Here is a 25610-nt window from a genome sequence, read left to right as displayed (position 1 = left end):
AAAGACTATGAGCGCAGTCATTGACTTGGCTAAAGACTTGATCCGCCGTCCTTCGGTAACCCCTAAAGACGAAGGCTGTCAGCATGTTATCGCCGAGCGTCTGGCAAAAATAGGCTTTACCAATGAGCCTATGTTTTTCATCGATACCCTTAACACCTGGTCGCGCAAGGGTCAGGGCAAGCCCAATGTGTGCTTTGCCGGCCATACCGATGTAGTGCCCGTGGGCGATGAAAAAAAATGGCGCTTTGAGCCATTTGCCGCCACCGAGCATGAGGGCTATTTGCATGGTCGCGGCGCCGCCGACATGAAGGGTTCCCTTGCCGCCATGGTAGTGGCGACCGAGCGTTTTGTTGCCAAGCATCCCGAACATAAGGGATCAATTTCCTTTTTGATCACCTCGGATGAAGAAGGCCCCTTTATCAACGGCACCACAAGGGTGATTGACACCCTGGAAGCGCGCAACGAGAAAATCGATATGTGCATTGTCGGCGAGCCCTCCTCCACCGACAAGCTCGGCGATGTAGTTAAAAATGGCCGCCGAGGCTCACTCACCGCGTATTTGACCGTTAAGGGCAAACAAGGTCATGTCGCCTATCCTCATTTGGCCGATAACCCGGTGCACCAGGCCAGCGGCTTTTTACAGGCCCTGTGTCAGGAAAAATGGGATGAGGGCAACGAATTTTTCCCTGCCACCAGCATGCAAATTTCCAATATCAATGCCGGTACGGGCGCGGGGAATGTGATCCCTGGCGAGCTGGAGGTGCAATTTAACTTTCGCTATAGCACAGAATTGACCGCCGAGCAGATTAAATCGCGCGTAGTGGCCCTGCTAGGTGAGCATAAGGTTAATTACGACCTCGATTGGACGCACAACGGCCAACCCTTTATCACCGAGCCCGGCGAGTTAACCGCAGCGGTACAAGGTGCCATTGAAGAGCAAATGGGCTATCAGGCCGAGCTGCAAACCAGTGGCGGCACCTCAGATGGCCGCTTTATTGCTCCCACAGGTGCTAAAGTGATTGAACTAGGCCCGCGTAACGCCACCATTCATCAGGTCGATGAATGTGTCAGTAGTGATGACCTGGAAAAACTGGCGCTGATCTACGAAGGGATCCTAAGGCGGCTGCTCACATGAGGCTCGCCTTGTGCGCCACCGGGCGCAGTGAAGAACACTTGTGTGACTGGCAAGGCCATAGCCTCAACCGGGAGGCACTGGCAGACTTCCAGCGCCTGCAACAAGGCGCTCAAGCCGATGGCATTGACTTGCGTATCGCCTCGGCGTTTCGCTCCTTTTCCCGCCAGGCGATGATTTGGAATAACAAGTATCAAGGTGTACGACCTGTTTTTGATGCCCAGCAGCAAGTGGTTGACCTGACTAGCCTGTCACCATTGGATCGCCTGCATGCCATTATGCTTTACTCGGCGCTGCCGGGTGCCAGCCGCCATCACTTCGGCAGTGATTTCGATGTCTGGGACCCAAGTGTGGTAGCCGAGGATTATCAATTGCAGCTAAGCCCGGATGAGTATGCCGACACCGGCCCCTTTGCCAACCTTAACCTCTGGCTAAGGGAGCACCTGCAGGAGTTTGGCTTTTATCGCCCCTATCTAAAATACCAGGGCGGTGTTGCCGCCGAGCCCTGGCATATCAGCCATATAGCCAGTGCCGAGACATTACAAAACTGGCAAAATCCGAGCACCATAGCCGATGCCCTGATTGAATCTGAGGTGGTAGGGAAAGAAGTGATTATTGCTCACCTTGATGAGCTCTATGAACGCTATGTGCTCACACTCTGCGACCCAGAATAAAGACTTCATAAAAAGCAAAAAGCAGCGCCAGTGCGCTGCTTTTCTTAAATTCTAACTTACTACTCTTGTTTATAACGCTCAAAGAAGCGACCTAAGCGCTGCATCGCCGGTTCCAACTCATCCTTATGAGGCAGAAATACAACACGGAAGTGATCCGGCTCCGGCCAGTTAAAACCGCGGCCATGCACCAAGAGGATTTTTTCCTGTCTCAGCAGATCAAGCACCATGGTTTCATCATTGGTGATATTAAAGCGCTTGGTATCCACCTTGGCAAAAGCATAAAGCGCGCCCTGAGGCTTCACACAACTAACTCCCTGAATATCGTTCAATCCCTTCCAGGCAATATTGCGCTGCTCGTATAAACGACCGCCGGGTTCGATTAGCGCATCGATGGACTGCACCCCACCCAAAGCCTGTTGCACCGCGTATTGGGCCGGCACATTGGCACATAAACGCATGGAGGCCAGCATGTCTAAGCCCTGAATCAGATCGCTCATGCGCTGCGTGGGTCCGCTCAATACCATCCAGCCGATGCGCAGGCCAGCGGCGCGATAGGTTTTCGCCAAGCCGTTAAAGGTGATCACAGGTACATCGTCGCACAAGGAGGCGATGGAACTATGACTGGTGCCGTCATAAAGAATCTTTTCGTAAATCTCATCGCTCAATAACAGTAAATTATGTTCGCGAGCCAAAGTGATTAACTCAAGCAAGAGGTCGTTGCTGTACACAGCACCGGTTGGGTTATTCGGGTTAATAAGCACCAGGGCCTTGGTTCTGGAGGTGATTTTGCTGCGAATATCCTCGATATCCGGGAACCAGTCCTGCTGCTCGTCACAGCGATAATGCACCGCCTTACCGCCGGCCAGGGTGACACAAGCGCTCCACAGGGGATAATCCGGCGCCGGGATGAGGATTTCATCGTCATTATTCACCAGTGCCTGGGTGACCATTTGGATAAGCTCACTGACACCATTGCCGATAAAAATATTGTCTATGCTGAGGTTATGCAAACCGCGCTGTTGATAGTGCTGATAAACCGCCACTCGCGCCGAATACAGACCCTTGGAGTCGCAATAGCCCTGCGCCGAGCTGAGGTTGCGGATAATATCTTTAAGCATGTCTTCGGGCATATCAAAGCCAAACGCCGCAGGATTACCGATGTTAAGCTTAAGTACCTTTTGCCCTTCATCTTCCATGGCCTTGGCTGCAGCCAACACGGGTCCACGAATATCGTAGCAAACCCCATGTAACTTCTGACTTTTTAATATTTCTGACATGCCTTCCCCCTTATGATTATTACCGTTAGATTATCGGCACAAGAGGGAAATAGCTATATGCGAAATGCCCTTATCTATGAATTAATTTCAATTTGTTGTTGCCACTGTTTGATCAGCACAATACTTTGCTCTATGACACTGGGAAGCGCATCGATTTGCGCCTGTAATGCTTGATGGTCACCCTGGCTCAAACCAAGCTCTATGATGCGCGCCGTATCCGCCAAGGTGACGGCGCCAAATTGGGCGGCGTTGGATTTTAAACTATGGATATTGCGAATGGCATCGCTTTGCTCACTGCCCAGCGCTTCTTGAAAGGCACTATGTAAGCGGCTGAATTCACTGAAACAAAATACTAAGATCTCATCGAAATGCTCGCCGAGTAAATCATGCATCGCCATCAAGGCCGATTCATCAATTTTTATATCCATACTGCCTTTTCCTTTGGTCTTCAGTGTCCAGCCCGAGGATAGCAAATGCGCAACTTGGAGCAAATAGCTAAAACCAGTACAATAACGCCATATATCAGTAAAACCCTCTGTCACTATGGCTCGCCTTCTTTGCTCTCACTGTCATTACCCACCCAGCAGCTGTGTTTGCCCCTTTGTCACCAAGGTAAACAACCGCATTAAGCTTTGGGTTTTACAACATCCTCATGAACAAAAGCAGGCCAAAAGCACCACCCCCTTGTTGCAACTGGGTTTGACCAATATGCAGCTGTGTGTGGGCGAGCACCCTGAGGATTTTTCCGAAGTGCGCGCCATTGCAGATAAAGCCTGTGCGCTCTTATATCCCACTGACACAGCGGAGCCGGTGGAACAATGCACCGCCCCCATTGAGCATATTATTGTCCTCGATGGCACCTGGAGTAAGGTGCATAGGTTATGGCAACAAAACCCCTGGCTGCATAAGCTGAAGGCGTTGAGTTTTGCCCAGGTTCCTGCCAATCGCTACCATATTCGCAAGGCCAACCGTGAGCAAAGCCTGTCAACGCTTGAGGCCAGCGCCTATTGTTTGGCGCAATTAGAAGGGCTCGACACTCACCCCTTGCTGCACTTGCTTGATGGTTTTGTCACCATGCAAACCAAGCAGATGCCCGCCGCCGTTAAGCAGCGTTATCAAAAATGACCTCGTCGCTTATGGACCACAAGTACCGCCGTGGTCCGGATTATCGCTTTGGCGTGGATGTGGATTTCAGTGAAGTGCGTACCACCTTTGGCCTGCGTGCCATCAGTGTGGGGCGCTGGGTCAATAACGAAGAGCGCCAAAGAGCGGCGAACCTGGTTTATGATGCCTTAGCGGATCTCACCCAAATACTGGCCGTTCCCCCGCAAGTCATTGGCCTGCGTCAAACCTTAACCCTGGCCTTTGCTCAGGGCGGCCGCCTTGGGGTCCAAGCCCACTACCAAAGCAGCACCCGCACCCTGGCCTTGGCGAAAAACGCCGGCAGCGGCGCCTTTGCCCATGAATGGTGGCATGCGTTTGATCATTACATCAGTCGTTTTTTATTTACCGGGCCAACATCCCAGCGTGCGTTTGCCAGCAAACTCTGGCTGACCCGGGATGACTATAATCCACACCGGCTTAATCAACCCCTGTTACAGCTCTTAGAGCACATCCTGTTAAACGAGCAGAGCACAGATAGCTCCGCCTATTTAAAGCGCTGTGCTCTACTTGATGCCAGTGCCGGTCAATATTACCTGGCCATGCCAGAAGAGCTGAGCGCTCGCGCATTTGAGCACTATGTGCAAAATGCCGAGATAAAAAACCAGTATTTGGTCAGTGGTACCAAGCAGGGGGAGTTGGCAAAGCTGGGCGCTTACCCTAATGAGGAGGAGGCGGCAAAGCTGGTGCCGTGTTTTCGGGAATATTTTGCGCTTTTAGGGCAAGCGCTCGGATAAAAATAAACCGCCCCGAAGATCAGGGCGGTATACATAGTAAAGGTAAAGACCTAAGCTTTAGGCTGACTTATTGCTGGCCTTCATCGCCAATGCGACTTGCCAGGGCACTGTTTTGCCCCTTGTATTTGGCATCGGCGCGAGCGTTATAGGGCTTTTCCGCCGGGCTTGAAAGGGTTTCAAAGCTCAGCGCACCGATTTTCATATTCGGGCGCAGCGCCAGTGGCAGCTTGCCGGAATTATAGAACTCAAGCACGATATTGCCGCTCCAGCCCGGATCGATGCGGTGCGCGGTCACATGCACCATCAAACCCAAACGGGCCAATGACGAGCGACCGTCGAGCCAGCCGACGATATCCGCCGGCAGGGTCACAGATTCATAGGTAATGGCCAAGGCCAGCTCGCCCGGGTGCAGGAAAAACGCATCGCCCTCTTTGATGACGATTTCATCGCTCATAATGGACTCCATCGCCGCGTTAAGCTGCTCTTTAGGGCCGCTTAAGTCTACATACGGCGCGCAGTGATCCTGAAACACGCGAAATTTATTACCCAAACGCAAATCGACGCTGACGCCTGAGATCATCTGCTCGTCGGGCTGCGGGGTGATCACGATGCGCTGATCGTTTAGGTATTCTTTTATATGGGTATCTGATAAACGCATGGTTAGTCGTCCGTTATAATAATGTCTACGCCCTGCTGAGCGCCTTGTTGATAATAAAGCTGACTGGCGCATAGGCGCGCCGCCGCGGCAAAATAGGCCGCCATATCCTGATAGTCGTCGCTCAGGTCACCGCCTTGTTCGGAGCACTGACGAATTTCCATCGCAAGCGGTAATTGCGCCAAAATAGGCACACCATAGCGCTGGGATAGCTGTAGCGCACCGTCGGCGCCGAAAATATGGCTCGACTCGCCACAATGGGGACATTGGAATTGACTCATGTTTTCCATCAAACCAATAATGGGCACGTTCACCTTATTGAACATGGCCACCCCTTTTTGCGCGTCGGCCAGGGCTAAATCTTGGGGTGTGGTGATGATCACCGCTCCCGATGCCGGTACCTTTTGCGACATGGTCAGCTGAATATCGCCGGTACCCGGTGGCATATCGACAATCAGATAATCCAGCTCGCCCCACTGGGTCTCATTCAACAGTTGTACCAGGGCCTGGGATGCCATGGGCCCGCGCCATACGGTGGCATCGTCCGGGTCTACTAAAAAGCCGATAGACTGGGCTTTAAGACCATGGGCTTCCATGGGCAGCAGGGTTTTCTCGTCTTTGGCCTGAGGTTTCTGACCTTGCAGACCCAGCAATAAGGGAATAGAAGGACCATAAATATCGGCGTCAAGGATGCCGACTCGGGCACCTTCATGGCGCAGTGCCATGGCCAAATTGACGGCACAGGTTGATTTACCCACACCACCTTTGCCGGAGGCCACCATAATAATGTGTTTAATGTTGGCAAAACGCGGTTTTTCCGCCAACTGCACTTCAATTTCCACCTGTATCTGGCGGCTCAATTGCTTGCTTAGAAAAGCACCGAGTTCCGGCGCTTCCTGGGCACAGGCGAAGGGCATAACAAGCCTGCATAAACCTTGCTCACTGCTGGCCTGTACCGCGGTCTCTGGCACCCCTACGGGAAAGGCGGCGCTACGATAGCGACCCAGATGTTGCCTATATTCTTCCTGCCATTGTGAACCCCGGCGTTTTGAAAACAAAGAGGGTTTTTTACCTGAGCCTAATCCAAACATAGTAACTGCATAAATAATTAAAGAAGCGTAATGAAATGTGCCGCCAAATTATGTAACATTCAGGGCATTAACACCAGTCTATTCACCCTAGGCAACGAAACTTCATCGCGCTACAGCGCCTTGAGTCGATGATCTGGGTGAGCCTATCTGAGATGGAATAAGCACCTTATGGCAAAGAGAAAAATTCTCATTACAAGCGCCCTGCCTTATGCAAACGGTCCTACACACCTGGGCCACATGCTTGAGTACATTCAAACCGATATTTGGGCTCGCTTTCAAAAGTCCCAAGGACATGAAACCTATTACGTCTGTGCGGACGATGCCCACGGCACGCCGATCATGCTTAACGCACAGAAGCAAGGGATCAGCCCTGAGGAAATGGTTGCCAAGGTTAGCGTTGAACGCCAACGTGACTTTGCCGATTTTAATATCGAGTTTGATAACTACCACAGCACCCACTCGGATGAGAATAAGGCGCTAAGCGAACTTATTTATAACCGCCTTAACGACGGTGGCTATATTAAAAAGCGCACCATCTCGCAGTTGTTCGACCCGGAAAAACAAATCTTCCTACCGGACCGCTTCGTAACCGGCACCTGCCCAAGCTGTGATGCAGAAGACCAAAACGGCGACAGCTGTGATGTCTGTGGCGCCACCTACTCGCCGACCGAACTAAAATCACCACGCTCTGCGATGTCAGGCGCCACCCCTGTGCTGCGCGACTCAGAGCATTACTTCTTCGACCTGCCTGCTTTTGAAGGCATGCTTAAAGGTTGGCTGCATTCGGGCAGTATTCAAGAAGAAATGGCCAACAAGCTAGACGAGTGGTTTGCCGATGGCCTGCAGCAGTGGGATATCAGCCGCGACGCCCCTTATTTCGGTTTTGAAATCCCAGGCGCACCGGGTAAATACTTCTATGTGTGGTTGGATGCCCCTATCGGCTATATGGCCAGCTTTAAAAACCTGTGTGATAAAAACGGTATCGACTTTGATGCCTTTTGGCGCGAAGATTCCGACGCTGAGCTGTATCACTTTATCGGTAAAGACATTATTTACTTCCACAGCCTGTTTGGCCGGCCATGCTTGAAGGCGCCGGTTTTAGAAAGCCGACCAATGTCTTCGCCCATGGTTTTGTAACCGTCAATGGCGCCAAGATGTCTAAGTCAAAAGGCACCTTTATTAAGGCTCGTACTTACTTGGATCATCTCGACCCTGAATACTTGCGTTATTACTTTGCCGCGAAACTAAGCGGTGGCATTACCGATTTGGATTTAAACCTGGAAGATTTCGCCCAGCGCGTTAACTCAGATCTTGTCGGTAAGGTGGTCAATATCGCCAGCCGCTGTGCCGGTTTTATCACCAAAAAGTTCGATGGCAAGCTAAGTGACACCAATGCCGAGCCGGCCCTGTTGGCCGAGTTTGCGGCGGCCAAAGACACCATCGCCGAGCACTATGAAAACCGTGAATTTGGTCGTGCGGTACGCACCATTATGGCTCTGGCCGATAAAGCCAACCAATACATAGATGCGCAAGCGCCTTGGGTTCTGGCTAAAAGCGAAGACACCGCGCAGCAAGCCCATGAGGTATGCAGCGTTGGCTTAAATCTGTTCCGTATCCTGATGACTTATTTGCGCCCAATTTTACCGGGCATGGCCGCCAATGTTAGCGACTTCTTAAACGATGAGCTGGCTTGGGATGGTGTCGATAAGCCGCTATTGGGTCAGCCTATCAACAAATTTAAAGCGCTGATGCAGCGTGTTGAAATGGATAAGGTTAATACCATGGTTGATGAATCGAAAGAAAGCCTGGCGCCACAAAGCCAAGCACTAGAGCAAGTAGCCGACAACGGCGAGTTGAAAAAAGATCCGCTGGCGGATGAGATCGAGTTTGATGACTTTGCCAAGGTAGACCTGCGCGTAGCCCTCATCGCCAATGCCGAGCATGTTGAAGGTGCCGATAAGCTGCTTAAGCTCACCCTGGATCTGGGTGGTCAGCAACGTCAGGTATTTTCCGGCATTAAATCTGCGTACAGCCCAGAGCAGCTGATTGGCAAACTAACTGTGATGGTTGCCAACCTGAAGCCGCGTAAGATGCGCTTTGGTCTTTCTGAAGGCATGGTGCTTGCGGCAGGCCCTGGCAAGGATGAAATCTACCTGCTGGAACCTCATGACGGCGCCAAGCCAGGTATGCGAGTGATGTAAACTCCTCACCAGTCAGTACAATGATTAAAGGCCAGCATAATGCTGGCCTTTTCTATTTATGCACCAAGATCACCTTGCCTATATTGGCGTTTTGCGCCAAACGCTGATGGGCTTGATCCGCATCCCTCCAAGGGTAAACCGAGTCGATCACAGGCGTTAACTCACCACTGAGCATGCCCGCTTCGCACCTTTGATGCAGCTCCTTAACCAAAACCGTTTTATACTCGCTGCTGCGATTACGCAAGGTAGAGCCGATTATGGATGCACGCTTTTGTAATACCCTGGCGATATCCAGTTGCTGACAATAACGCCCGCCGAGCATGGCTAAAATGACGATTTTGCCGTCCTGAGCCAAAACCTTAAGATTGGCATTAAGGTAGTCACCGGCAACCGGATCTATCACCAAGTCGGCATTCAAACCCTCGGCGCGCATTTGTTCCCACCAATCGTTTTGACGATAGTTTATCGCCACATCTGCACCAAGTTGCAAGCAAGCCTGGCGTTTTTGCTCATTACCCACAGTGACCACCACCTTGGCGCCAAAATACTTGGCCAACTTGATCGCAGCAGTGCCAACGCCACTGGCGCCACCATGAACCAAGAGGGTGTGCCCGGCGCCAAACCCAGGATACTGGCGCAGAGCATCATAGGCGGTTAAAAACACCTCACAGAAGCCCGCCCCTTCCAAGGCGCTAAAATTAGAAGGTAGCGTCAGACAGTGACCCTGATCCACGGCCACAAACTGACCATAACCGCCGCCAGCACATAGCGCCATCACCTGTTGACCCAGCCATTTCTTGTCGGCTCCTTCACCTAGGGCGACCACTTCACCACACACTTCTAAGCCTAAAGTAGGGCTGTCCCCGGGTGGTGGCGGATAATGACCCTGACGCTGCAATAAATCGGCGCGATTAACGCCCGCAGCACGCACTTTTATCAGTAATTGCTCTTTTTTTGCCTGAACCCTTGCTGACTCAACTATAACTAGCTGTTTATTTTCATTTAAATCAATTGTTAGCATTGTGTAATACCAAATTGTCGTAGTATGATTGAGGTAGTACCTGTTAGGATAGAACTACAACTAAAATAGTAATTATGAGCCGCTGCTGAGAAATTAACTAGAATATTTTTATTAGAATTTCTGATCAGCCGCAGTTTTAATGCTATCCTAAAAAATCTGCTGGGAGGATAGATTGATGACTCAATATAATGAAATTAAAACCGTTTGTGATGAGTTACATCGCGCCGGTACGCCAATCACACTGGAAGTTTTATTACAACGTGTTAACGGAGAACGCTCTAGCGTGCTTGAACATTACCGCCAATGGCGCAGCGAAGACCGCTCCGCTCGTCCACAAGATACAGAGCAGCCACCCAAGGTAAGCGATATGGAAGTTGAGTTTTCAGAACAATTTGTGCAAGCCTTCAGGGCACAGTCTCAGGCTTTTGCCAATGCCCAGCTCGCCCCGGTACAGGCACGGCTAGAAGAAATGGTTCAGGCCGAGCAACTCGCAGTGCAAAGCCTGGATAACTTGCAGCAGCAATATCAGAAACTATCCCAGCAAAATGAAGAATTAAATGACAAGATTGCCGCTCGTCAGGAGCAAATTGATACGCAAGCTGCCGAATTAGAACAGCATAAAAATCAATTGGCCGGCGTTGAACAGCAACTTGAAGAAGCCCAGTCAGAAAACGAACAAAAAATTGCGACTCTGAAACAGCGTATCGATAACTTCGATAATGATTATGCGGCCCTTGCCCAAGAGCGTGATGAATTACTGCAACAACGTGACGAGCTTGCGCATAAGCACAACCAGCTAGAGCAGGAAAAATCTGACATAGACGTGCAAATCGAACGTTTGCAACAACAGTTAGAAGAGCAACAGCCTTTAGTTGAGCGCATGAAGACCGAAAACAGCATGCTCAAAGAGCAAAGCGCCATTGCCGCCAAGCACCAAGAGAGCCAGCGCGAAGACATTCGTCAGCTTCGTGAGCAAAACAAGGCGCAAACTCAAGAGCTGCAAGAACTTAAAGAAACCCATACACAAGCACAGCAGGACAATGAAAAACTGCATGAGCAGGTGCGTTTCTTAAAGAATAACTCGGCGTCCACCATTGAGCGTTTGACCGCCAGTAACGATCAATTCCAGCAAAAGATCAAAGAGCTTGAAGATCGCCTAGCGAATAAAGACTCTGAAGCTCAGGGTATTATTGATGAGAATAAACGCCTAGGCGAACAAATCACCTTCTTGAAGCAAAATTCAACTTCAACGCTGGAGCGCTTGTCTAAAAGTGCGACCCTGGCGCAAAGCCGTCTTAGCGAGTTGGAATCAAGCCTGGCTGAAACCCATGCTGAGCTTGAGCGTCTGCGTTCGGAGGACGACGAAGAAGCAAAAAAGTACATGGGTGATGGCATGAGCTCAGCCCAAAGAGCATAAAGACTAAGGCGCCGAGTTGGCGCCTTTTAACTAATTATGCCCTCTGCCATCACCACAACTTTTCTCCCCTTACTTCCTTTTTCTGCTATTCCAAGCAGCGGCGAATAATCACTATCAGCAATGAAAATACCTTAAGCCGTTGCTGTGGTTAGCTTTATTCCAGCAGCTAGGATAGAGTATTAGGTACCTCTATTTTTTGTGTCTATAGCATGAACTTACGTCAGGTCGATCTCAATCTGTTGGTGTATTTGCATATCCTTATCGAGGAGCGCAGCGTCTCTGCTGCGGCAAATCGGCTGGCACTGACACAAAGTGCCATGAGTAACGCCCTGAAACGGCTGCGCGATCTGTTTGGCGACCCTTTATTGGTTCGCAGTGGCAGCGTCATGATGTGCACCGAAAAAGCCCTGGCGTTGCAGCCCCAGTTAGAACACTTTCTGACCCTGGCGCAGGCTATCACCACACAAGAACAAGACTTTGACCCAAGCAGCAGCGAACATACCTTTCGCATTATGGCCAATGAGTTTTTGGTGGCTTCCTTGCTCGTGCCCTTTGTTAGCGAAGTGCTCAGTGCCTATCAGGGCATTAATATCGACCTCATTAACCCCAGCGATGTCACCCTCAGTGAGCTTGAGCATGGTCAGGTCGATATCGCCATCGATCGCTTTACCCGTATGCCCGCCTCATTTCATCAGGCCACCCTGTGGCGGGATAACTATTGCTGTCTGAGTGCACGGCAGCACCCGCTGCAACAACGTCTGGATCTTGAAACCTATCTGGCCAGCCCGCATGTCTGGCTTAACCGCAGCGGTTTTGGTCCAGAGCCGATGATAAAAAACCGCGAGCCGCAAAAATTAGGCTGGGTTGATCAAGCCTTGGTGCAACTGGGCGAGCGTCGCAATATTCGCGTCTACGCCCGCCATCACAGCCTGATCCCCTCACTCTGTGCTAACTCGCAGCTGATAGCCACCCTGCCGAGACGCTTAGCGGAGCATATTATCGCCACCAGCAACGCGCCTTTGGCCCTGTGCGCCGTACCTTTCCCCATAGTCCCCATTGGCGTATCCATGCTCTGGAGCCCATTGGTGCACCATAGCCCGGCCCATATTTGGCTAAGACAACAATTGCAGCGGTACACCTAAGACTCAAACAGACAATTTACAGCATCAATACCAAAAATCGATATCATCCATTTCATTAATAGAGTGTTTGGCCCTAAGGTAAATATATAGCAACAACAAGCCGATGGAGGCACCCATGCTAAGACGCCAATACAAACACTACGACTGCATTCATATTAATACCGAATTAGATCTATTTATTCGCACTCAGCTGCAAGCCTGTGCTTCGCCCATGAACCTTGAAGAATTTTATCAAGCCTTGGCACAGCTTAACGATGAGTTTGGTGGCCGCTGCCGCGCCTGTGGCGACAACAGTGTGACCTTGGATGCGCTACGCGAGCACTACCCGAATGCCGCCAGTGTCAACAACACACAAGCAGATATTCTTGATGAAAACAACTGCCCCATTCCGGTCTCCATGCTGTTTATCCTGCTTGATGAACTTGGTCTGGCACCGCGATTAGGCAGCAAGGACGCCGCCCGCATACGTGCTCGCCAATTGCTCCAAGGTGCGATTGCCGCTTAACAAAAACAACCAAGGCTTTGTTTAGCATGGCAAGGCCTTAATTATGGCGGCGATCACCTCTTTTGTGGGTACGCCCTGCTCGAGACTACTGCGCGTATCAAGTTGAAACAGCTGTTCATGGCTGGCAACCACCTCAGTTAAAGCGGCAAACAGGCTTGATGCCGCCACGTCCAACTGCAAGTGCTCTAACATCAAGACCGCCGCCCAAACACTGGCACAGGGATTGGCCAGGCCGCTACCGGCAATACGCCGAAACGGCCCGTGACTGGGCTCAAACAAGGCCAGCTCCTGGTTGCAATTGACGCTCGGGATGATCCCCACGCCACCGACCAGGGACGCAGCTAAATCAGCGATAAGATCTCCTGCCAGGTTATTGCACACCATCACATCAAAACTGCCAGCCTGCTGCGGCAGTCGCTGCATCACCTGATCCAACATCATCTGCTCAACCTGTATCTGAGTGCCATCGGCACCGGGCAAAAGATAGTGCTGCTGACAATCACTTACTGTCAGTTGATAGTCTTTACGCAGGTAATCGAGCGCCCAGCGTTGGAATTGGCCTTCGGTGAGCTGCCAGGCATTACTTTTATGTACCAAGGTGATTTTTTTACGCCGCTGGCTAATGGCATAGTCGGCGGCTTGTTTTATCAGCCGCTCGGTGGCCGCTTGTGAGCAGTTTTTAATGGCCAGAGCGCAGTTATCGACAAAGCGTAGCCTATGGTAGCCAAGCTCCTGCTCCAATACCTCAATCAAACGTGCTGCATCCGGGCTATTGGCTGCCAGCTCGATACTGGCAAAGCTATCTTCACTGCATTCGCGAAAAACCACCAAATCTATGCCGTCGGGATTTTTGAGCGGCGAAGGTAAACCGGGTAAGGCCTTGATCACCCGCATATTGCAAAACAGATCCAGCTCTTCACGCAGGGCAATGTTAAGCGAGCGAAAACCACCGCCAATGGCACTACTCATGGGCCCTTTCAATGCTACCTTAAGTTCACGCAGCGCTGATATGGTGGCCTGTGGGAACCATTCACCATCCCCCTCTCGGGCCGCCTGCTCGCCAAGTAATAACGGCTGCCAGCTAATTATCTGTCTGCCGTCATAACAGCGCTCGAGTACAAGATCCACTAACCCTCGTACCAAGGGCATCACATCGGGGCCTATGCCATCACCATCTATATAGGCGACCGCTAAACTTTGCTGCTGGGTCATAAGGGCGCTCCTGGTCACTTTTTTTAAGTTATACCAAGGTCTTAGTTACTTGGCTAATTTCAGGCTAGCGTATTGATTATTCATCATATTAATAGCCAGGCAGGAGATTATAGCTGGGCCTAACATTTACATTTTTATATATATTTCATGGGTCTAAAATTATAGCGGTGCTAGACTCAAAAGGTTGATTAGTATTAGCGGTAACTTGTATGCGGTATCTAAGACATGGTTTACAACAAGCTTTTCGGCAGCGACCTTGGCAACGTCTAACCCTAGGGATCGCCCTGCTTCTTTCCAGCACAGCTTACGGGATAAACAGCAACAGTATTACCTGGCTCACCCTGGATTTCGAACCCTACTATATTTTCAATGGCACCAATGTCGGCCAAGGGCGCGATGAACAAGTGATCCACTTACTCCAGCAGCAGTTGCCGGAGTATGACTTTAAATATATGGCCATCCCCAGCAGCCATTTATTGACCGAGCTGCGCCATAAGCAAAGCACCTATTGTTTATTATCCCTGTATAAAACCGAGCAACGACGCTCTGAATTACACTTTAGCGAACAGTATTCCACCATAGGTTTATCACCGGCTCTGGTGATGCACAAAGAAGTGGCACAAAAACTGGGCTTAACCCCGGGCGCACCTCAGTCTCTGACCCATTTGCTGAGCGAGCATCATCTGCGTTTAGGCCTGCCCATGGGACGCTCCTACGGCAATGAGCTGGATACTGTGATAGCCCAAGTGCCTAAATCCCAGTTAACAACCCGACCCGGGCGCGATGTGCTTGCCAGCCTCACCTATATGCTGGCCAAAAAACGTCTCGATATCTTGCTAAGTTATCCCAGCGAATTTCAATATTTAAGCGAGAAAATGGGTTTAGATGAGCAACTCAGTATTTTCCCTATCACTGAAGCGCCGGCCCTAAGCTATGGCTATATCGCCTGCAGTAACAATGAATTAGGAAAACAACAGTTAAAAGCATTGGCACCGGCACTGCAGCAGGTGGTGGCAAGCGATACCTACAAGGATGTGATGTTGCAATGGTTGCCCACGGCATTAAGACCACGCCTACAACAAGCGCTGTAGGCGTGTGAGAAAGAAGGTTATTGACGCACGCCTTCGATAGACAGTTCAATTTCCACATGGGTCGAGGCCGGCCCCAGGTCTTGATCTATGCCATAATCGGCCAGGGCAAAGCGTGTGTGGCCGCTAAAGCCGGCGCGATAGCCACCCCAAGGATCTTTGCCTTCTCCCACCTTGGTTACATCAAAGCTGATAGGTTTTGTCACGCCATTTAGGGTGAATTCACCGCTTACCTTGGCATTATCAGCATCAGTAAACTCAATATTAGTGCTGGTAAAGGTGGCCGTTGGGTGTTTTTTCACATTGAGGAAATCACCGCTGCGCAAATGTTTATCACGCTCGGCATGATTTGAGTCGATACTGGCGGTGTCGATCACCACCTTGATTTTGGACTCATTCGGCTTTTGCGCATCATAGCTGAAGTCGCCAGAAAAAGTGTTAAAGCGGCCATGTAACCAGCTATAGCCAAGATGTTGAATTTTGAAATTCACAAAAGCATGGGCACCTTGGGTATCGATAACATAATCCGCCGCGCTGGCAGCACCACTGGCGGCCATCATGGCTGCAGCCAGAGTTAGTTTAGTTAGAGCTTTATTCACATTAATCTCCTTTTTTCGCTTTCAACATACGCACTAGGGTATGATCGCGATTAATAAAATGGTGTTTAAGGGCCGCCAAGGCATGTAAACCAGCAAGAATCACCAGGCTCCAGGCCGCGTATTCGTGCACCATGCCAGCAATATCTTCTTGGTTGTCAACAAACTCCCCTAGCGAAGGAACGCTAAACAAGGAAAAAACCTCAATACCGCGGCCATCTGCCGTAGATATAAGATAGCCAGAAATAAGTATCACCACCAATATCAGGTACAAAATGATATGCACCCAGTGGGCAAAACGATTTTGCCATATTAAGCTGCGGTCCACCGGCTGAGGTCGCGCCTGAGTTAAACGCCAGACCAAACGCAGCACCAACAGCATTGCCAGGGTCAGGCCTATGCTTTTATGCAAATCAACCGACCCTTTATACCAGCTGTCGTAATAGCTTAACTCGACCATATACAGGCCTAAGCCAAAAAGCCCAAAGACGGCGATGGCCATCAACCAATGCAAGGCAATGTGCATCCAGCCATAACCATGCTCAGTATTATTCAACATACTTCTTACTCCTTAGGGTCTGTTGACCTTTGTTGTTCGTTTCTGCAGCAGTTTGTAGTGTATTTATACAAGGCGGCACATGTGTGGTGTAGTTATTCTACATAAACATGTAACAACACAGTAGAAATGCGCTACAAGCGCTGCCCTACGGGTTCATCTAAACGCATCCTGCTCTGTGTTGCTCGCTATGTACATAGCGTGTTATGCATCATAACGATCGTCGTGATCAGAATGCGTTTAGATCGAACATAAAGTAAACCGCAAAGATAAACAGATCCTATTACTCTAGCTTATCCCAGCGATTGGTCCGTGAACATGGCGCCATGGCGCTAGGTTCTGTGCGTATATGCACAATTACAAACTTAGTTGAAACAGCCAGTCCTCGACCTCGACACCGTCAATACAATAGCCATTGCGGGCGCTGGCGAGCTGAGTAAAGCCGCATTTAAGCAACAGTGCTCGCGACGCCAGATTGCCTGCAGTAACCGTAGCCCGATATTGTGCAATTGCAAAACGCCGCTCGCCATGGGTCAGTAAGGCTTGTAATGACTCCTGGCCATAACCTTGACCTTGATACTCGGGCAAGAGTAAAAAACCCAGCTCGGCGCTGTGCTCGCCTTGAGGTAAAAAGCCGGTTACTCCTATCTCCTTGCCGTTTTCGTTAAGTATCGCCCAGGCCCGCCAACTATCAGCCTTTGCCCCTGATGCCAGCCGGGCGTCAAAGCGCGCTCTGATCTGCGTGATTTGCGGGAGGTCGGCGACATAGCGCATCACTTCTTGATTTTGATGAAGCGCTACAAACAGCGGCCAATACTCTTTACTTAAGGGTTGGTGTACCAGTCTTGACGATTCAAAAGAATCTAGCTGCATTGTCATCTCCCTAAAACAAAAAAGCCGAGCACTAGGCCCGGCTTTCAAATTAGCATAAGCTTCTCAGTATTAAAGCTTTTTAACACCCATGTTATACAGGGTAAAGCCATAGATATCGGCGTATTGCTCGATTATCTTACTGGTCGGCGTGCCTGCACCGTGACCGGCATTGGTTTCAATGCGGATCATCACAGGGTTCTCACCCTGGTGCTTCGATTGCAGCTCGGCAGCAAACTTGTATGAATGCGCTGGAACCACGCGGTCATCATGATCGCCCGTGGTGATCAGGGTTGCCGGATAGCTGGTGCCCGCTTTTACATTATGTACCGGCGAATAGCCCTTAAGGTAATCAAACATTTCCTTACTGTCTTGCGCCGTACCGTAATCGTAGGCCCAACCTGCACCGGCGGTGAAGGTGTGATAGCGCAGCATATCCAGTACCCCTACCGCAGGTAAGGCAACCTTAAACAGATCCGGGCGTTGCGTCATCACAGCACCTACCAATAGACCGCCGTTAGAGCCACCACGTACCGCAAGGTAGTCACTTGAGGTGTAGTTGTTAGCGATCAGGTACTCGGCCGCAGCAATAAAGTCGTCGAATACGTTTTGCTTTTGCATCTGCGTACCGGCTTTATGCCACTGTTTACCGTACTCACCACCGCCACGCAGGTTAGCCACCGCATATACGCCGCCTTGCTCCAACCAGGCCGCCGTAGTGGCCGAGAAGCGAGGAGTCAGGCTCACGTTAAAGCCGCCGTAACCATAAAGAATGGTTGGGTTTTTACCGTTAAGCTCAGTGCCCTTTTTAAAGGTTAGGATCATAGGTACCTTGGTACCGTCTTTTGAGCTATAGAATACTTGCTTAGACTCATACAACGCCGGGTCAAACTGAGCGCCTGACTTGTTATAAACAACCGAGTCACCACTGTTCACATCAAAGCTGAAGATGGTGCTTGGCGTTTTATAGTTGGTGAAGCTGTAATACAAGGTGGTTTGTTCTTTTTTACCTTCAAAGCCCGACGCCGTGCCCACGCCCGGTAGCGCGATTTCACGTACTAGCTTGCCGCTTTTATCGAACTGCTTCACCTGAGAGATGGCATCAACCATATAACGTGCGAAGAAGAAATCTCCGCCTTTAGAGATGTTCAGTACGTTTTCGGTTTCAGGAATAAGGTCCTGCCAGTTTTTAGGCGTTGGATCCTTGATATCAACGGTCACTACGCGCTTGTTCGGCGCATCCTTGTTGGTAACGATAAACAGGGTATCACCCTTGTTATCCAGCACCGAGCTGTCGTAGGTCAGGTCGTCAATAATGGTAACCAGCTCGCTGTTTTCCTTGCTCAAGTCTTTAATAAACAGCTTGTTACCAGATGTTGAGACGGCCGCTGAAATTACCAGGAAACGCGCATCCGAAGTCACCTCGGCGCCAACATAGCGGTGTTTTTGCTCATCGCTGCCACCAAAGATAAGGGCATCGTCTTTTTGCGCCGTACCCAGCTTATGGTAGTAGAGCTTATGTTGATCGGTTTTCGCCGACAATTCACTGCCCTTAGGCTTGTCATAGCTGGAGTAATAGAAGCCATCATTACCAAACCAGGAAATGGCGCTGAACTTCACATCAACCAGGGTCTCACCAATTTGCTCCTTGGTTTTGGTATCCAGCACAATCACCTTACGCCAGTCACTGCCGCCTTCTGAGATCTGGTAGGCCGCCAATGAACCGTCTTCACTAAAGCTGATACCCGCCAGTGATGTGGTGCCATCGGCGCTAAAGGTGTTAGGGTCTAGGAAGACTTCCGCCTCACCCTCGCCTTTTTGGCGATAAAGCACGTATTGGTTTTGCAGACCGTCATTTTTATAGAAATAGGTGTACTCACCCTCGGTGAATGGGGCGCTGACCTTTTCATAGTCCATCAGGGTTTTTAGACGTTGCTTAAGTTCGTCGCGAAACGGGATCTGCTCCAGGTAGCCAAAAGTGACCTTGTTTTGCGCTTCGACCCACTGTGCCGTCTCGCTGCTCATATCGTCTTCTAACCAACGATAGGGATCTGCAACCTGCTGATCGAAATAGCTGTCGACCACTTCGCCTTTACGTGTAATTGGGTAGCTGATGGCCGCTGCTGCAACCTGAGTTTGTTCTACTTTTTGTTCTTGTTGTGCGCTTGCCTCTGCAGCCGGTTTGTCGTTGCAACCAGCTAGGGCCACACACACGGCGACAGCCAGTGTTCTTTTAAGCATAAAAAATCCATTCTTGTTGTAATAAACCGACTTACGTTAGCGGCTAGACGGCCATTTGTCTAGTGTTGTGCGAGCAGGTACAAGGCGTGGGGATAATTAAGAAGGGCCAAAAAAGAAGAAAACCAACTCGACGAGCGAGATTGGTTATCTTTGGCTGGAAACCTATAACTAATTATTAACCTAATTGCGCAAAAACACCTCAACTGTTTCGTTATATAGATATACGCGTTTAGTATTATTGCGCTTTCCGGGCTAATTAATGAGTAACTCAGGACTCTGTGCGGTCTTTGGGGCTGAGCTTATCGCGAAAATCGAGGATTTTTGACACGCCGGCACCGAGCTTCATTAGCGTGGAGAGTTTTTCCGGGCTTAAGCGCTGCAGCTCGGAGGCCCATTCGGTGATCATTTCCAGTAAATCATGGATTTCTAATAACCTTTGCTGGGCGTAGCGCTCCTGCTGATCCCTTGGTTCCTCGAGGAGGTTATCGCGCAACAGGCTCAAGGTCGGGTCGATTTCGCGCTTACGGCGCTGCTCAAATACACGGTTGGCCATTTGCCAAATGCTGCCCGCCGGCTGGTAATACTCTTTACGATCGCCCGGCTTATGCCGAGTGGCGATCAGCTGCCAGGAGTTCAGCTCTTTAATACCCATGCTGACATTACCGCGGGAAATATGCAGGGTTTGCGATAATTCGTTGGCGCTCAGTGGCTCCTCGCTAATAAGTAGCAGCGCATACATCTGGCCTATGGTGCGATTAAAGCCCCAACGACTGCCCATCTCACCACAGTGCATCACAAAGGCCTGCATTTTATCTGTTAGTTCCATCACCAACCCTAAATGTTCATTATGTTCTGAAAATACCTCATCTTAACAACTCCATTCAAGCATCAACTACACTTAACCTGGTCAACATCAAATAAACCATGAAAAAACATCCTAAATACACATAGTTGCAGTTACAATAGGGACAATGTGATGAGAATCTCGCCTTCACAAACCTAGGGGGACATATGTTTAATTATTCCGGCGCCAATGGTTCATATCAACTAACCCGACAAGGAGATGTGATCGTCGGCCAGTTCAGCGGTGCCATCAATGAGCGCATGATAGCCACCTTCGCCACTCAATTAGAAACCCTGGTGAAAGAGCATCAGCTTGAACGTTGGGGTTATATCAGTAATTCCAAGGATGTGCTTGCCGCTACACCCGAGGCACAAGTGCTTATGGTGTCTGTGGCCGAGAAGATGTTTGCCCATGGCTGCCAAGCCGCCGCCTTTGTGATCAACTCTGCTATTGCCATCAATCAGTTAGAACAAATTCGTCGTGCCTTAGGGCGCGCCAATAGCGCCAACGATATCGTCTTTGAAAATTTCGATGACGCCCTTGTCTATATCCAGAATAACCTAGCTGAAAACTAGCCTCCCGCACGTTTTAGTCGCGTTCAAAGTTTAGGGCGCGACGCCTCAATATATGCTCCATACCCTTGGCCAACAAAGGCAATTTGGTTGACAATCCCTGCCAAGACTCTAAGCTGCGCCTAAACAAAGACAATAGCAGGAAGGGTTATGAGCAACACCATTTATCCCATTGGCACACCGGGTGAACCCTGGGGCCCAGAGCACAAGCAGCAATGGCTTGAGGCACAAAAAATGCACCGCAGTTATCAGGATGAAGTCGTCGCCAAGATTCAGGCGCTAAGCGCTCAGTTTGAGATTATCGAATACGGACTGCTTGCTTATCAGCAAGACTATCCCCTCTTTGCCCTTAAGCATAAAAGTTGGCAGGCCGGGCGCCCTATTGCCCTGGTTACCGGTGGCGTACATGGTTATGAAACCAGCGGTATTCACGGTGCCCTAGCGTTTGCCGCCGAGCTCACCCCGGCGCATAGCGAAGCCTTCAATATTCTTGTGGTTCCCTGTGTAAGCCCTTGGGGTTATGAAACCATTAACCGCTGGAACCCGGAGGCAATCGACCCGAATCGTTCCTTTTATGAAGGCTCGCCTGCCCCCGAAGCTCAGTTGCTGCTCGACTTTATCGCCCCTTTTAGCAGCGATGTGCTGGTACATATAGATCTCCATGAAACCACGGATACGGATAACTCGGAATTCCGCCCGGCTTTGGCGGCAAGAGAAGGCACGACCAATAACAATTGGAATATTCCCGATGGCTTTTATCTGGTGGCCGACACCGAGCGCCCACAGCCGGAATTCCAAAAAGCCATTAACGCCGAGGTGGCAACCGTAACCCATATTGCCGAAGCCGATATAAACAACCAGTTAATTGGCGTGCCCATTTCCGGGCATGGAGTGATTGAATATGCGGGGCGCAAACTGGGCCTCTGTATGGGCCTGACTTTAGCTCCTTATGTCACCACCACCGAGGTCTATCCGGATAGCCCACGCAGCACACCAGAAAATTGCGTCGCAGCTCAGGTTGCCGCCGTAGTTGGCGCTTTGGATTTTGTTAGCGCTTTATAAACAGCGCTTAGCGTTACAACCCTAGGCAGACACAAATAAAAAGACCCAGCACTAGACTGGGTCCTTTTTATTGCTCGGCTATCTTGCTGAAGCTACTACTTATAAAAACGGGTTTCTTTGCGAATACTCTGCTGCTCACCTTCGTTTTGCGTTATCACAAAGCTAAAGGGCGTCACCTTACGCTCAAGTAATTCACCATCAATGCGCACCGTAACCGGCACCTCTTTTTGCTCACCCGGTTGCAATCTTAATTGCCCGTGCAGCTGCAACTGACCTTGCTCCAAACCCTCAAGACTCAAGGTATATTCCTGAACCTGCTGGGATTTATTGATAATGGAGATACGATAGGGGTTTTCCACCTGGCCCTGATAATCAACCCGGGACAACTCTCCCCTGTCGCGCGTGATATAAGCTTCCAGCGCCGTACGGCCATTGAGCCAGATAGCCATCACCACAAACACCAGCACTGTCATCAAGGCATAACCCACCAGCTTTAAGCGCCAAATTGATGTCCGGCCACCGTTTTGCTGATGCTCACTGCGATAGGCGATTAAACCCTTTGGATAATTAAACTTGTCCATAGTTTGGTCACAGGCATCGATGCACAGACCGCAGTTAATGCACTCATATTGCAAACCATTACGAATATCGATACCAGCCGGGCATACCTCGACACACAGATTACAGTCGACACAATCTCCCAAGCCCAATTGTTTCGGGTCGGCCTTGCGCTTTCTTGGCCCCCTGGCTTCACCTCTGTCCTGATCATAGCTCACGACCAAGGTGTCTTTATCAAACATCACGGATTGAAAACGCGAATAGGGGCACATATAGATGCACATCTTTTCCCGCAGCCAACCGGCGTTACCATAGGTGCACAGAGTAAACAGGAAGACCCAGAATAAGGTGATACCACCCCAGCTCAAACCCAACAGGTCGCTATACAGTTCGTGCGCGGGAATAAAGTAACTCATAAAGGTGGTGGCGGTTAAAAACGCCATCAATAACCACACCAGATGCTTGGCCCCCTTACGTACCAACTTATCGGCGTTCCAGGGCTGAGCGTCGCGTTTTATACGTTGGTTGCGGGTGCCCTCAAGGCGGTGCTCAACCCAGGTATACATTAGCATCCACACGGTTTGCGGGCACATATAGCCACACCAGACACGGCCCAGCCAGTTGGTGATAAAAAAGAGCGCAAAGGCCCCGGCCATAAAGAGCCAGGCGACCAGCATAAAGTCTTGCGGGAAAAAGGTGGCGGAAAAGATCCTAAACTGCTGCTGGGCAACATCGAATAACACCGCCTGCTGGCCCTGATAACTCACCCAGGGCAATCCGATAAAAGCCAGCATCAAACACCAGCTTAAAATACGGCGAATACGCTGAAAGCGCCCCTTTTGCTCACGCACATAAATCGGCCCGGATTGCTTATAGGGCTTAATGATCAGGTCTTCTTCTTTAACATCAAATTTCATATTACTTGCTTTTACTAACTAGGGAACACAGCTCCTATCGCAAGTGTTGTGCCAGGTTTGAATTTAAATCAACCAATTGTTTTTATTGGTTATTTTAAAAATAAAAAGCAAGTTTGATAACGATATAACGCCGGAGCTATCGAAATATCGTTATCTCCATTGACGGAATACTTAGAAAAGGATTGAATTGGTGCGGAACCCTCTTCGCATTGTGCCGAGTTATCATTTCGTTTACTGTATGATTTACTATTACTTTTTATAGTCTTATTAGTTCGCCTATACATGGTTTACCTCCTACCTTACTAGGTAGCGTACCTTGTAAGGTCTTGCTAAAAGCTGTTAGCTGTTAGCTGTTAGCTGTTAGCTGTTTTTCGGAGTATGGATGTTCGAATCAATAAAAAGAAAACTGGATGAGCAAAATAAAGATAATGATCCTAAGAATTTGAAGCTCAATGTAGAAACTAGCTAACAAGTTACTCAAAAGGACGCAAAACGCTTGGCTTGTGCTCCTTCGTCGCCAATTTTAGCCAAGCATTTATGCGCCCATTAGTAAGGCGTTAGCAGCGACACTTAAGGCCCCACTATCACACTTCTCCCCGCTTCAGTCTATCCGCGGCAGATCCCAAGCTTCTTCATCTTCGAGCGCAAGGTACTTGGTGCCAGTGCCAAAACTTCGGCGGCACCGCCACGACCATTAATACGCCCCTGGCATTGGCTTAACACCTCTTCGATATATTGCTTTTCGTGGGCCGCCAAGGTTGGCATGGCATCGTGAGCAGGCTCCCCAACTGCACCGTCCACCATCAAACTGGGTATTTGCATAATCGGTCCCTGATTTAAAATAGCGGCGCGCTCCAGAGTATTTTGCAGCTCACGGATATTGCCCGGCCATGAATAACGCTTAAGCATGGCCAAACTTTTCTTACTTATCCCAGTGAAACTGCGAGTTAACTTTTGCGACAGCTTGGCCAGCAGCTGAGCCACCAGCAGCTCCATATCCTCGATGCGCTCGCGCAGCGGCGGCACGGTTAAGGGAAAGACATTGAGGCGATAATAGAGATCCATACGAAAGGTGCCCTGCTGCACCATTTGCCATAGATCCCGGTTGGTGGCGGCAATCAGGCGAATATCCACCTTGATGGTCTCCTGCCCTCCTAACCGCTCGAATTCCTGCTCCTGCAACACCCGCAACAATTTACCCTGAGCAGACATCGGCAGCTCGGCAATCTCATCAAGAAACAAGGTACCGCCGTCGGCCAGCTCAAAGCGCCCTTTGCGTCTTTGCGCCGCGCCGGTAAAGGCGCCCTTTTCATGGCCGAAGAGCTCGGACTCCAACAGGCTTTCGGCAAACACGGCGCAGTTGACCTTGACCAAAGGAGCATCCCGGCGCTCACTTTGGGCATGGAGGTGGCGCGCCACCAGCTCTTTGCCGGTGCCGTTTTCACCGAGGATCAAAACGCTGGCATCTGTTTGTGCCACCAGCTCAATCTGCTGCATCATGGTGCGAAAAGGCGCCGACTGACCAACCAAGTCGCCGTGCTGCCAATCCGCATTGAGCTCTTCTAACAGATAACGGTTCTCCGCCTGTAACTGCTCGCTTAACTGACTCACCCTTTGCAGCGCTTCACGTAAGGCTTGCTCCGTGCTGCGCTGGGTGGATACGTCACGAAATATCGCCACCGCGCCAATCAGTTGTTGATCCTTATAAATAGGCGTAGAGGTGTATTCAACGGGAAACAGGCTGCCATCCTTACGCCAAAACACCTCGTTACTTACCTGACGGGTTTGTCCATCGAACATGGTGCGATAGATGGGGCATTGATCGGCTGGGTAATCACTGCCGTCTGCATGGCTGTGGTGATGAAACTGGTGGATCTTTTTACCCAGTAGCTCGTCTGCCTGCCAGCCTGTCATGCGCTCTGCGGCGGGGTTAATAAAGACCGCATTGCCACTGAGATCGAAGCCATAAATGCCCTCGCCGGCGGCATCAAGTAATAGACGGGGATCGTGAAGAAAGTGTTTTAATGAAGAGTCCATGGAAAATGTGCCAGCAAGTAACGATATGTCGTCATTTTAGGGCT

23 protein-coding genes and 1 pseudogene are annotated in these 25610 nt (G+C 50.2%); 11 read left to right on the top strand and 13 right to left on the bottom strand.

All coding sequences use genetic code 11. The annotated features are described in order from the left end of the window. The first annotated feature begins 7 nt into the window (after positions 1–7). A complete protein-coding gene (dapE, locus tag C2M17_RS05160; protein ID WP_105199806.1) occupies positions 8–1135 on the top strand; it encodes a succinyl-diaminopimelate desuccinylase in 1128 nt (375 codons plus the stop codon). Then, positions 1132–1806: a M15 family metallopeptidase gene (locus C2M17_RS05155; RefSeq protein WP_105199805.1), complete on the top strand. Its 675-nt coding sequence runs from the start codon at positions 1132–1134 to the stop codon at positions 1804–1806. Before dapE ends, C2M17_RS05155 begins: the two co-directional genes overlap by 4 nt. A 59-nt stretch (positions 1807–1865) precedes the next feature. Here the strand turns inward: C2M17_RS05155 and C2M17_RS05150 are convergent, their stop codons facing one another. Both C2M17_RS05150 and C2M17_RS05145 read right to left on the bottom strand, forming a co-directional pair. Next, positions 1866–3083 carry a pyridoxal phosphate-dependent aminotransferase gene (locus C2M17_RS05150; protein ID WP_105199804.1) on the bottom strand — a complete coding sequence of 406 codons (1218 nt, stop codon included), beginning with the start codon at positions 3081–3083 and terminating at the stop codon, positions 1866–1868. A gap of 74 nt (positions 3084–3157) precedes the next feature. Further along, the gene (locus tag C2M17_RS05145) at positions 3158–3511 is read right to left on the bottom strand and encodes an Hpt domain-containing protein (protein ID WP_105199803.1); all 354 of its coding nucleotides are present in this window, start codon (positions 3509–3511) and stop codon (positions 3158–3160) included. Between the two features lie 115 nt (positions 3512–3626). Here C2M17_RS05145 and C2M17_RS05140 point away from each other — a divergent pair, with 115 nt between their 5' ends. Next, entirely contained in the window at positions 3627–4208 is a 582-nt protein-coding gene (locus tag C2M17_RS05140; protein WP_105199802.1) for a tRNA-uridine aminocarboxypropyltransferase, read from the top strand. After that, positions 4205–4981, top strand: a complete 777-nt coding sequence (locus C2M17_RS05135; RefSeq protein WP_105199801.1) for a CLCA_X family protein — start codon at positions 4205–4207, stop codon at positions 4979–4981. Before C2M17_RS05140 ends, C2M17_RS05135 begins: the two co-directional genes overlap by 4 nt. Positions 4982–5048: 67 nt before the next feature. On the opposite strand, the gene dcd is transcribed toward C2M17_RS05135, so the two are convergent. Together dcd and apbC are read right to left on the bottom strand one after the other, a co-directional pair. Continuing rightward, positions 5049–5639 (bottom strand): dCTP deaminase, encoded by a 591-nt coding sequence (gene dcd / locus C2M17_RS05130; RefSeq protein ID WP_105199800.1) that lies wholly within the window; start codon positions 5637–5639, stop codon positions 5049–5051. A 2-nt stretch (positions 5640–5641) separates the two neighbouring features. Further along, entirely contained in the window at positions 5642–6727 is a 1086-nt protein-coding gene (gene apbC, locus C2M17_RS05125) for an iron-sulfur cluster carrier protein ApbC (protein WP_105199799.1), read from the bottom strand. Between the two features lie 168 nt (positions 6728–6895). On the opposite strand from apbC, the pseudogene metG reads away from it, so the two are divergent. Next, positions 6896–8928: pseudogene (metG, locus tag C2M17_RS05120) on the top strand (methionine--tRNA ligase). A gap of 52 nt (positions 8929–8980) precedes the next feature. On the opposite strand, the gene C2M17_RS05115 reads toward metG, so the two are convergent. Further along, a complete protein-coding gene (locus C2M17_RS05115; protein ID WP_105199798.1) occupies positions 8981–9949 on the bottom strand; it encodes an NAD(P)H-quinone oxidoreductase in 969 nt (322 codons plus the stop codon). Between the two features lie 175 nt (positions 9950–10124). On the opposite strand from C2M17_RS05115, the gene C2M17_RS05110 reads away from it, so the two are divergent. From C2M17_RS05110 to C2M17_RS05100, 3 genes are all read left to right on the top strand, one after another. Continuing rightward, positions 10125–11366 (top strand): DNA-binding protein, encoded by a 1242-nt coding sequence (locus C2M17_RS05110; protein WP_105199797.1) that lies wholly within the window; start codon positions 10125–10127, stop codon positions 11364–11366. Positions 11367–11575: 209 nt separating this feature from the next. Further along, the gene (locus C2M17_RS05105) at positions 11576–12508 is read left to right on the top strand and encodes a LysR family transcriptional regulator (RefSeq protein WP_105199796.1); all 933 of its coding nucleotides are present in this window, start codon (positions 11576–11578) and stop codon (positions 12506–12508) included. 115 nt (positions 12509–12623) lie between these two features. Next, positions 12624–13013, top strand: a complete 390-nt coding sequence (locus tag C2M17_RS05100; RefSeq protein WP_105199795.1) for a hypothetical protein — start codon at positions 12624–12626, stop codon at positions 13011–13013. A gap of 21 nt (positions 13014–13034) precedes the next feature. Here the strand turns inward: C2M17_RS05100 and C2M17_RS05095 are convergent, their stop codons facing one another. Beyond that, the gene (locus C2M17_RS05095; protein ID WP_105199794.1) at positions 13035–14225 is read right to left on the bottom strand and encodes an isocitrate/isopropylmalate family dehydrogenase; all 1191 of its coding nucleotides are present in this window, start codon (positions 14223–14225) and stop codon (positions 13035–13037) included. Positions 14226–14434: 209 nt separating this feature from the next. On the opposite strand from C2M17_RS05095, the gene C2M17_RS05090 reads away from it, so the two are divergent. Next, positions 14435–15316 carry a TIGR02285 family protein gene (locus tag C2M17_RS05090; protein WP_105199793.1) on the top strand — a complete coding sequence of 294 codons (882 nt, stop codon included), beginning with the start codon at positions 14435–14437 and terminating at the stop codon, positions 15314–15316. Between the two features lie 17 nt (positions 15317–15333). On the opposite strand, the gene C2M17_RS05085 is transcribed toward C2M17_RS05090, so the two are convergent. The 5 genes from C2M17_RS05085 to C2M17_RS05065 all read right to left on the bottom strand — a co-directional run bounded on the left by C2M17_RS05085 (position 15334) and on the right by C2M17_RS05065 (position 20402). After that, positions 15334–15912 carry a YceI family protein gene (locus tag C2M17_RS05085; protein WP_267894405.1) on the bottom strand — a complete coding sequence of 193 codons (579 nt, stop codon included), beginning with the start codon at positions 15910–15912 and terminating at the stop codon, positions 15334–15336. Position 15913: 1 nt separating this feature from the next. Further along, positions 15914–16468 (bottom strand): cytochrome b, encoded by a 555-nt coding sequence (locus C2M17_RS05080; protein WP_105199792.1) that lies wholly within the window; start codon positions 16466–16468, stop codon positions 15914–15916. A gap of 354 nt (positions 16469–16822) precedes the next feature. Beyond that, the gene (locus C2M17_RS05075; protein ID WP_158683978.1) at positions 16823–17338 is read right to left on the bottom strand and encodes a GNAT family N-acetyltransferase; all 516 of its coding nucleotides are present in this window, start codon (positions 17336–17338) and stop codon (positions 16823–16825) included. Between the two features lie 69 nt (positions 17339–17407). Further along, a complete protein-coding gene (locus C2M17_RS05070; protein ID WP_105199790.1) occupies positions 17408–19576 on the bottom strand; it encodes a prolyl oligopeptidase family serine peptidase in 2169 nt (722 codons plus the stop codon). Between the two features lie 268 nt (positions 19577–19844). After that, positions 19845–20402 (bottom strand): GbsR/MarR family transcriptional regulator, encoded by a 558-nt coding sequence (locus C2M17_RS05065; protein WP_105199789.1) that lies wholly within the window; start codon positions 20400–20402, stop codon positions 19845–19847. Positions 20403–20587: 185 nt separating this feature from the next. On the opposite strand from C2M17_RS05065, the gene C2M17_RS05060 reads away from it, so the two are divergent. Then, entirely contained in the window at positions 20588–20995 is a 408-nt protein-coding gene (locus C2M17_RS05060; protein ID WP_105199788.1) for a hypothetical protein, read from the top strand. A gap of 147 nt (positions 20996–21142) precedes the next feature. Beyond that, positions 21143–22054, top strand: a complete 912-nt coding sequence (locus tag C2M17_RS05055) for a M14 family metallopeptidase (protein ID WP_105199787.1) — start codon at positions 21143–21145, stop codon at positions 22052–22054. Positions 22055–22149: 95 nt separating this feature from the next. Here C2M17_RS05055 and ccoG read toward each other — a convergent pair whose 3' ends face one another. Then, a complete protein-coding gene (gene ccoG / locus C2M17_RS05050; protein ID WP_105199786.1) occupies positions 22150–23529 on the bottom strand; it encodes a cytochrome c oxidase accessory protein CcoG in 1380 nt (459 codons plus the stop codon). Between the two features lie 606 nt (positions 23530–24135). Then, a complete protein-coding gene (locus C2M17_RS05045) occupies positions 24136–25566 on the bottom strand; it encodes a sigma-54 interaction domain-containing protein (protein WP_105199785.1) in 1431 nt (476 codons plus the stop codon). Positions 25567–25610 lie beyond the last annotated feature (44 nt).

The organism is Pseudoalteromonas sp. T1lg10 (assembly GCF_002964545.1).
In the GTDB taxonomy this organism is placed as follows: domain Bacteria; phylum Pseudomonadota; class Gammaproteobacteria; order Enterobacterales; family Alteromonadaceae; genus Pseudoalteromonas.
The sequence above is the reverse complement of the archived record's forward strand: the minus strand, read 5'-3'. Positions and strand labels throughout refer to the sequence as shown.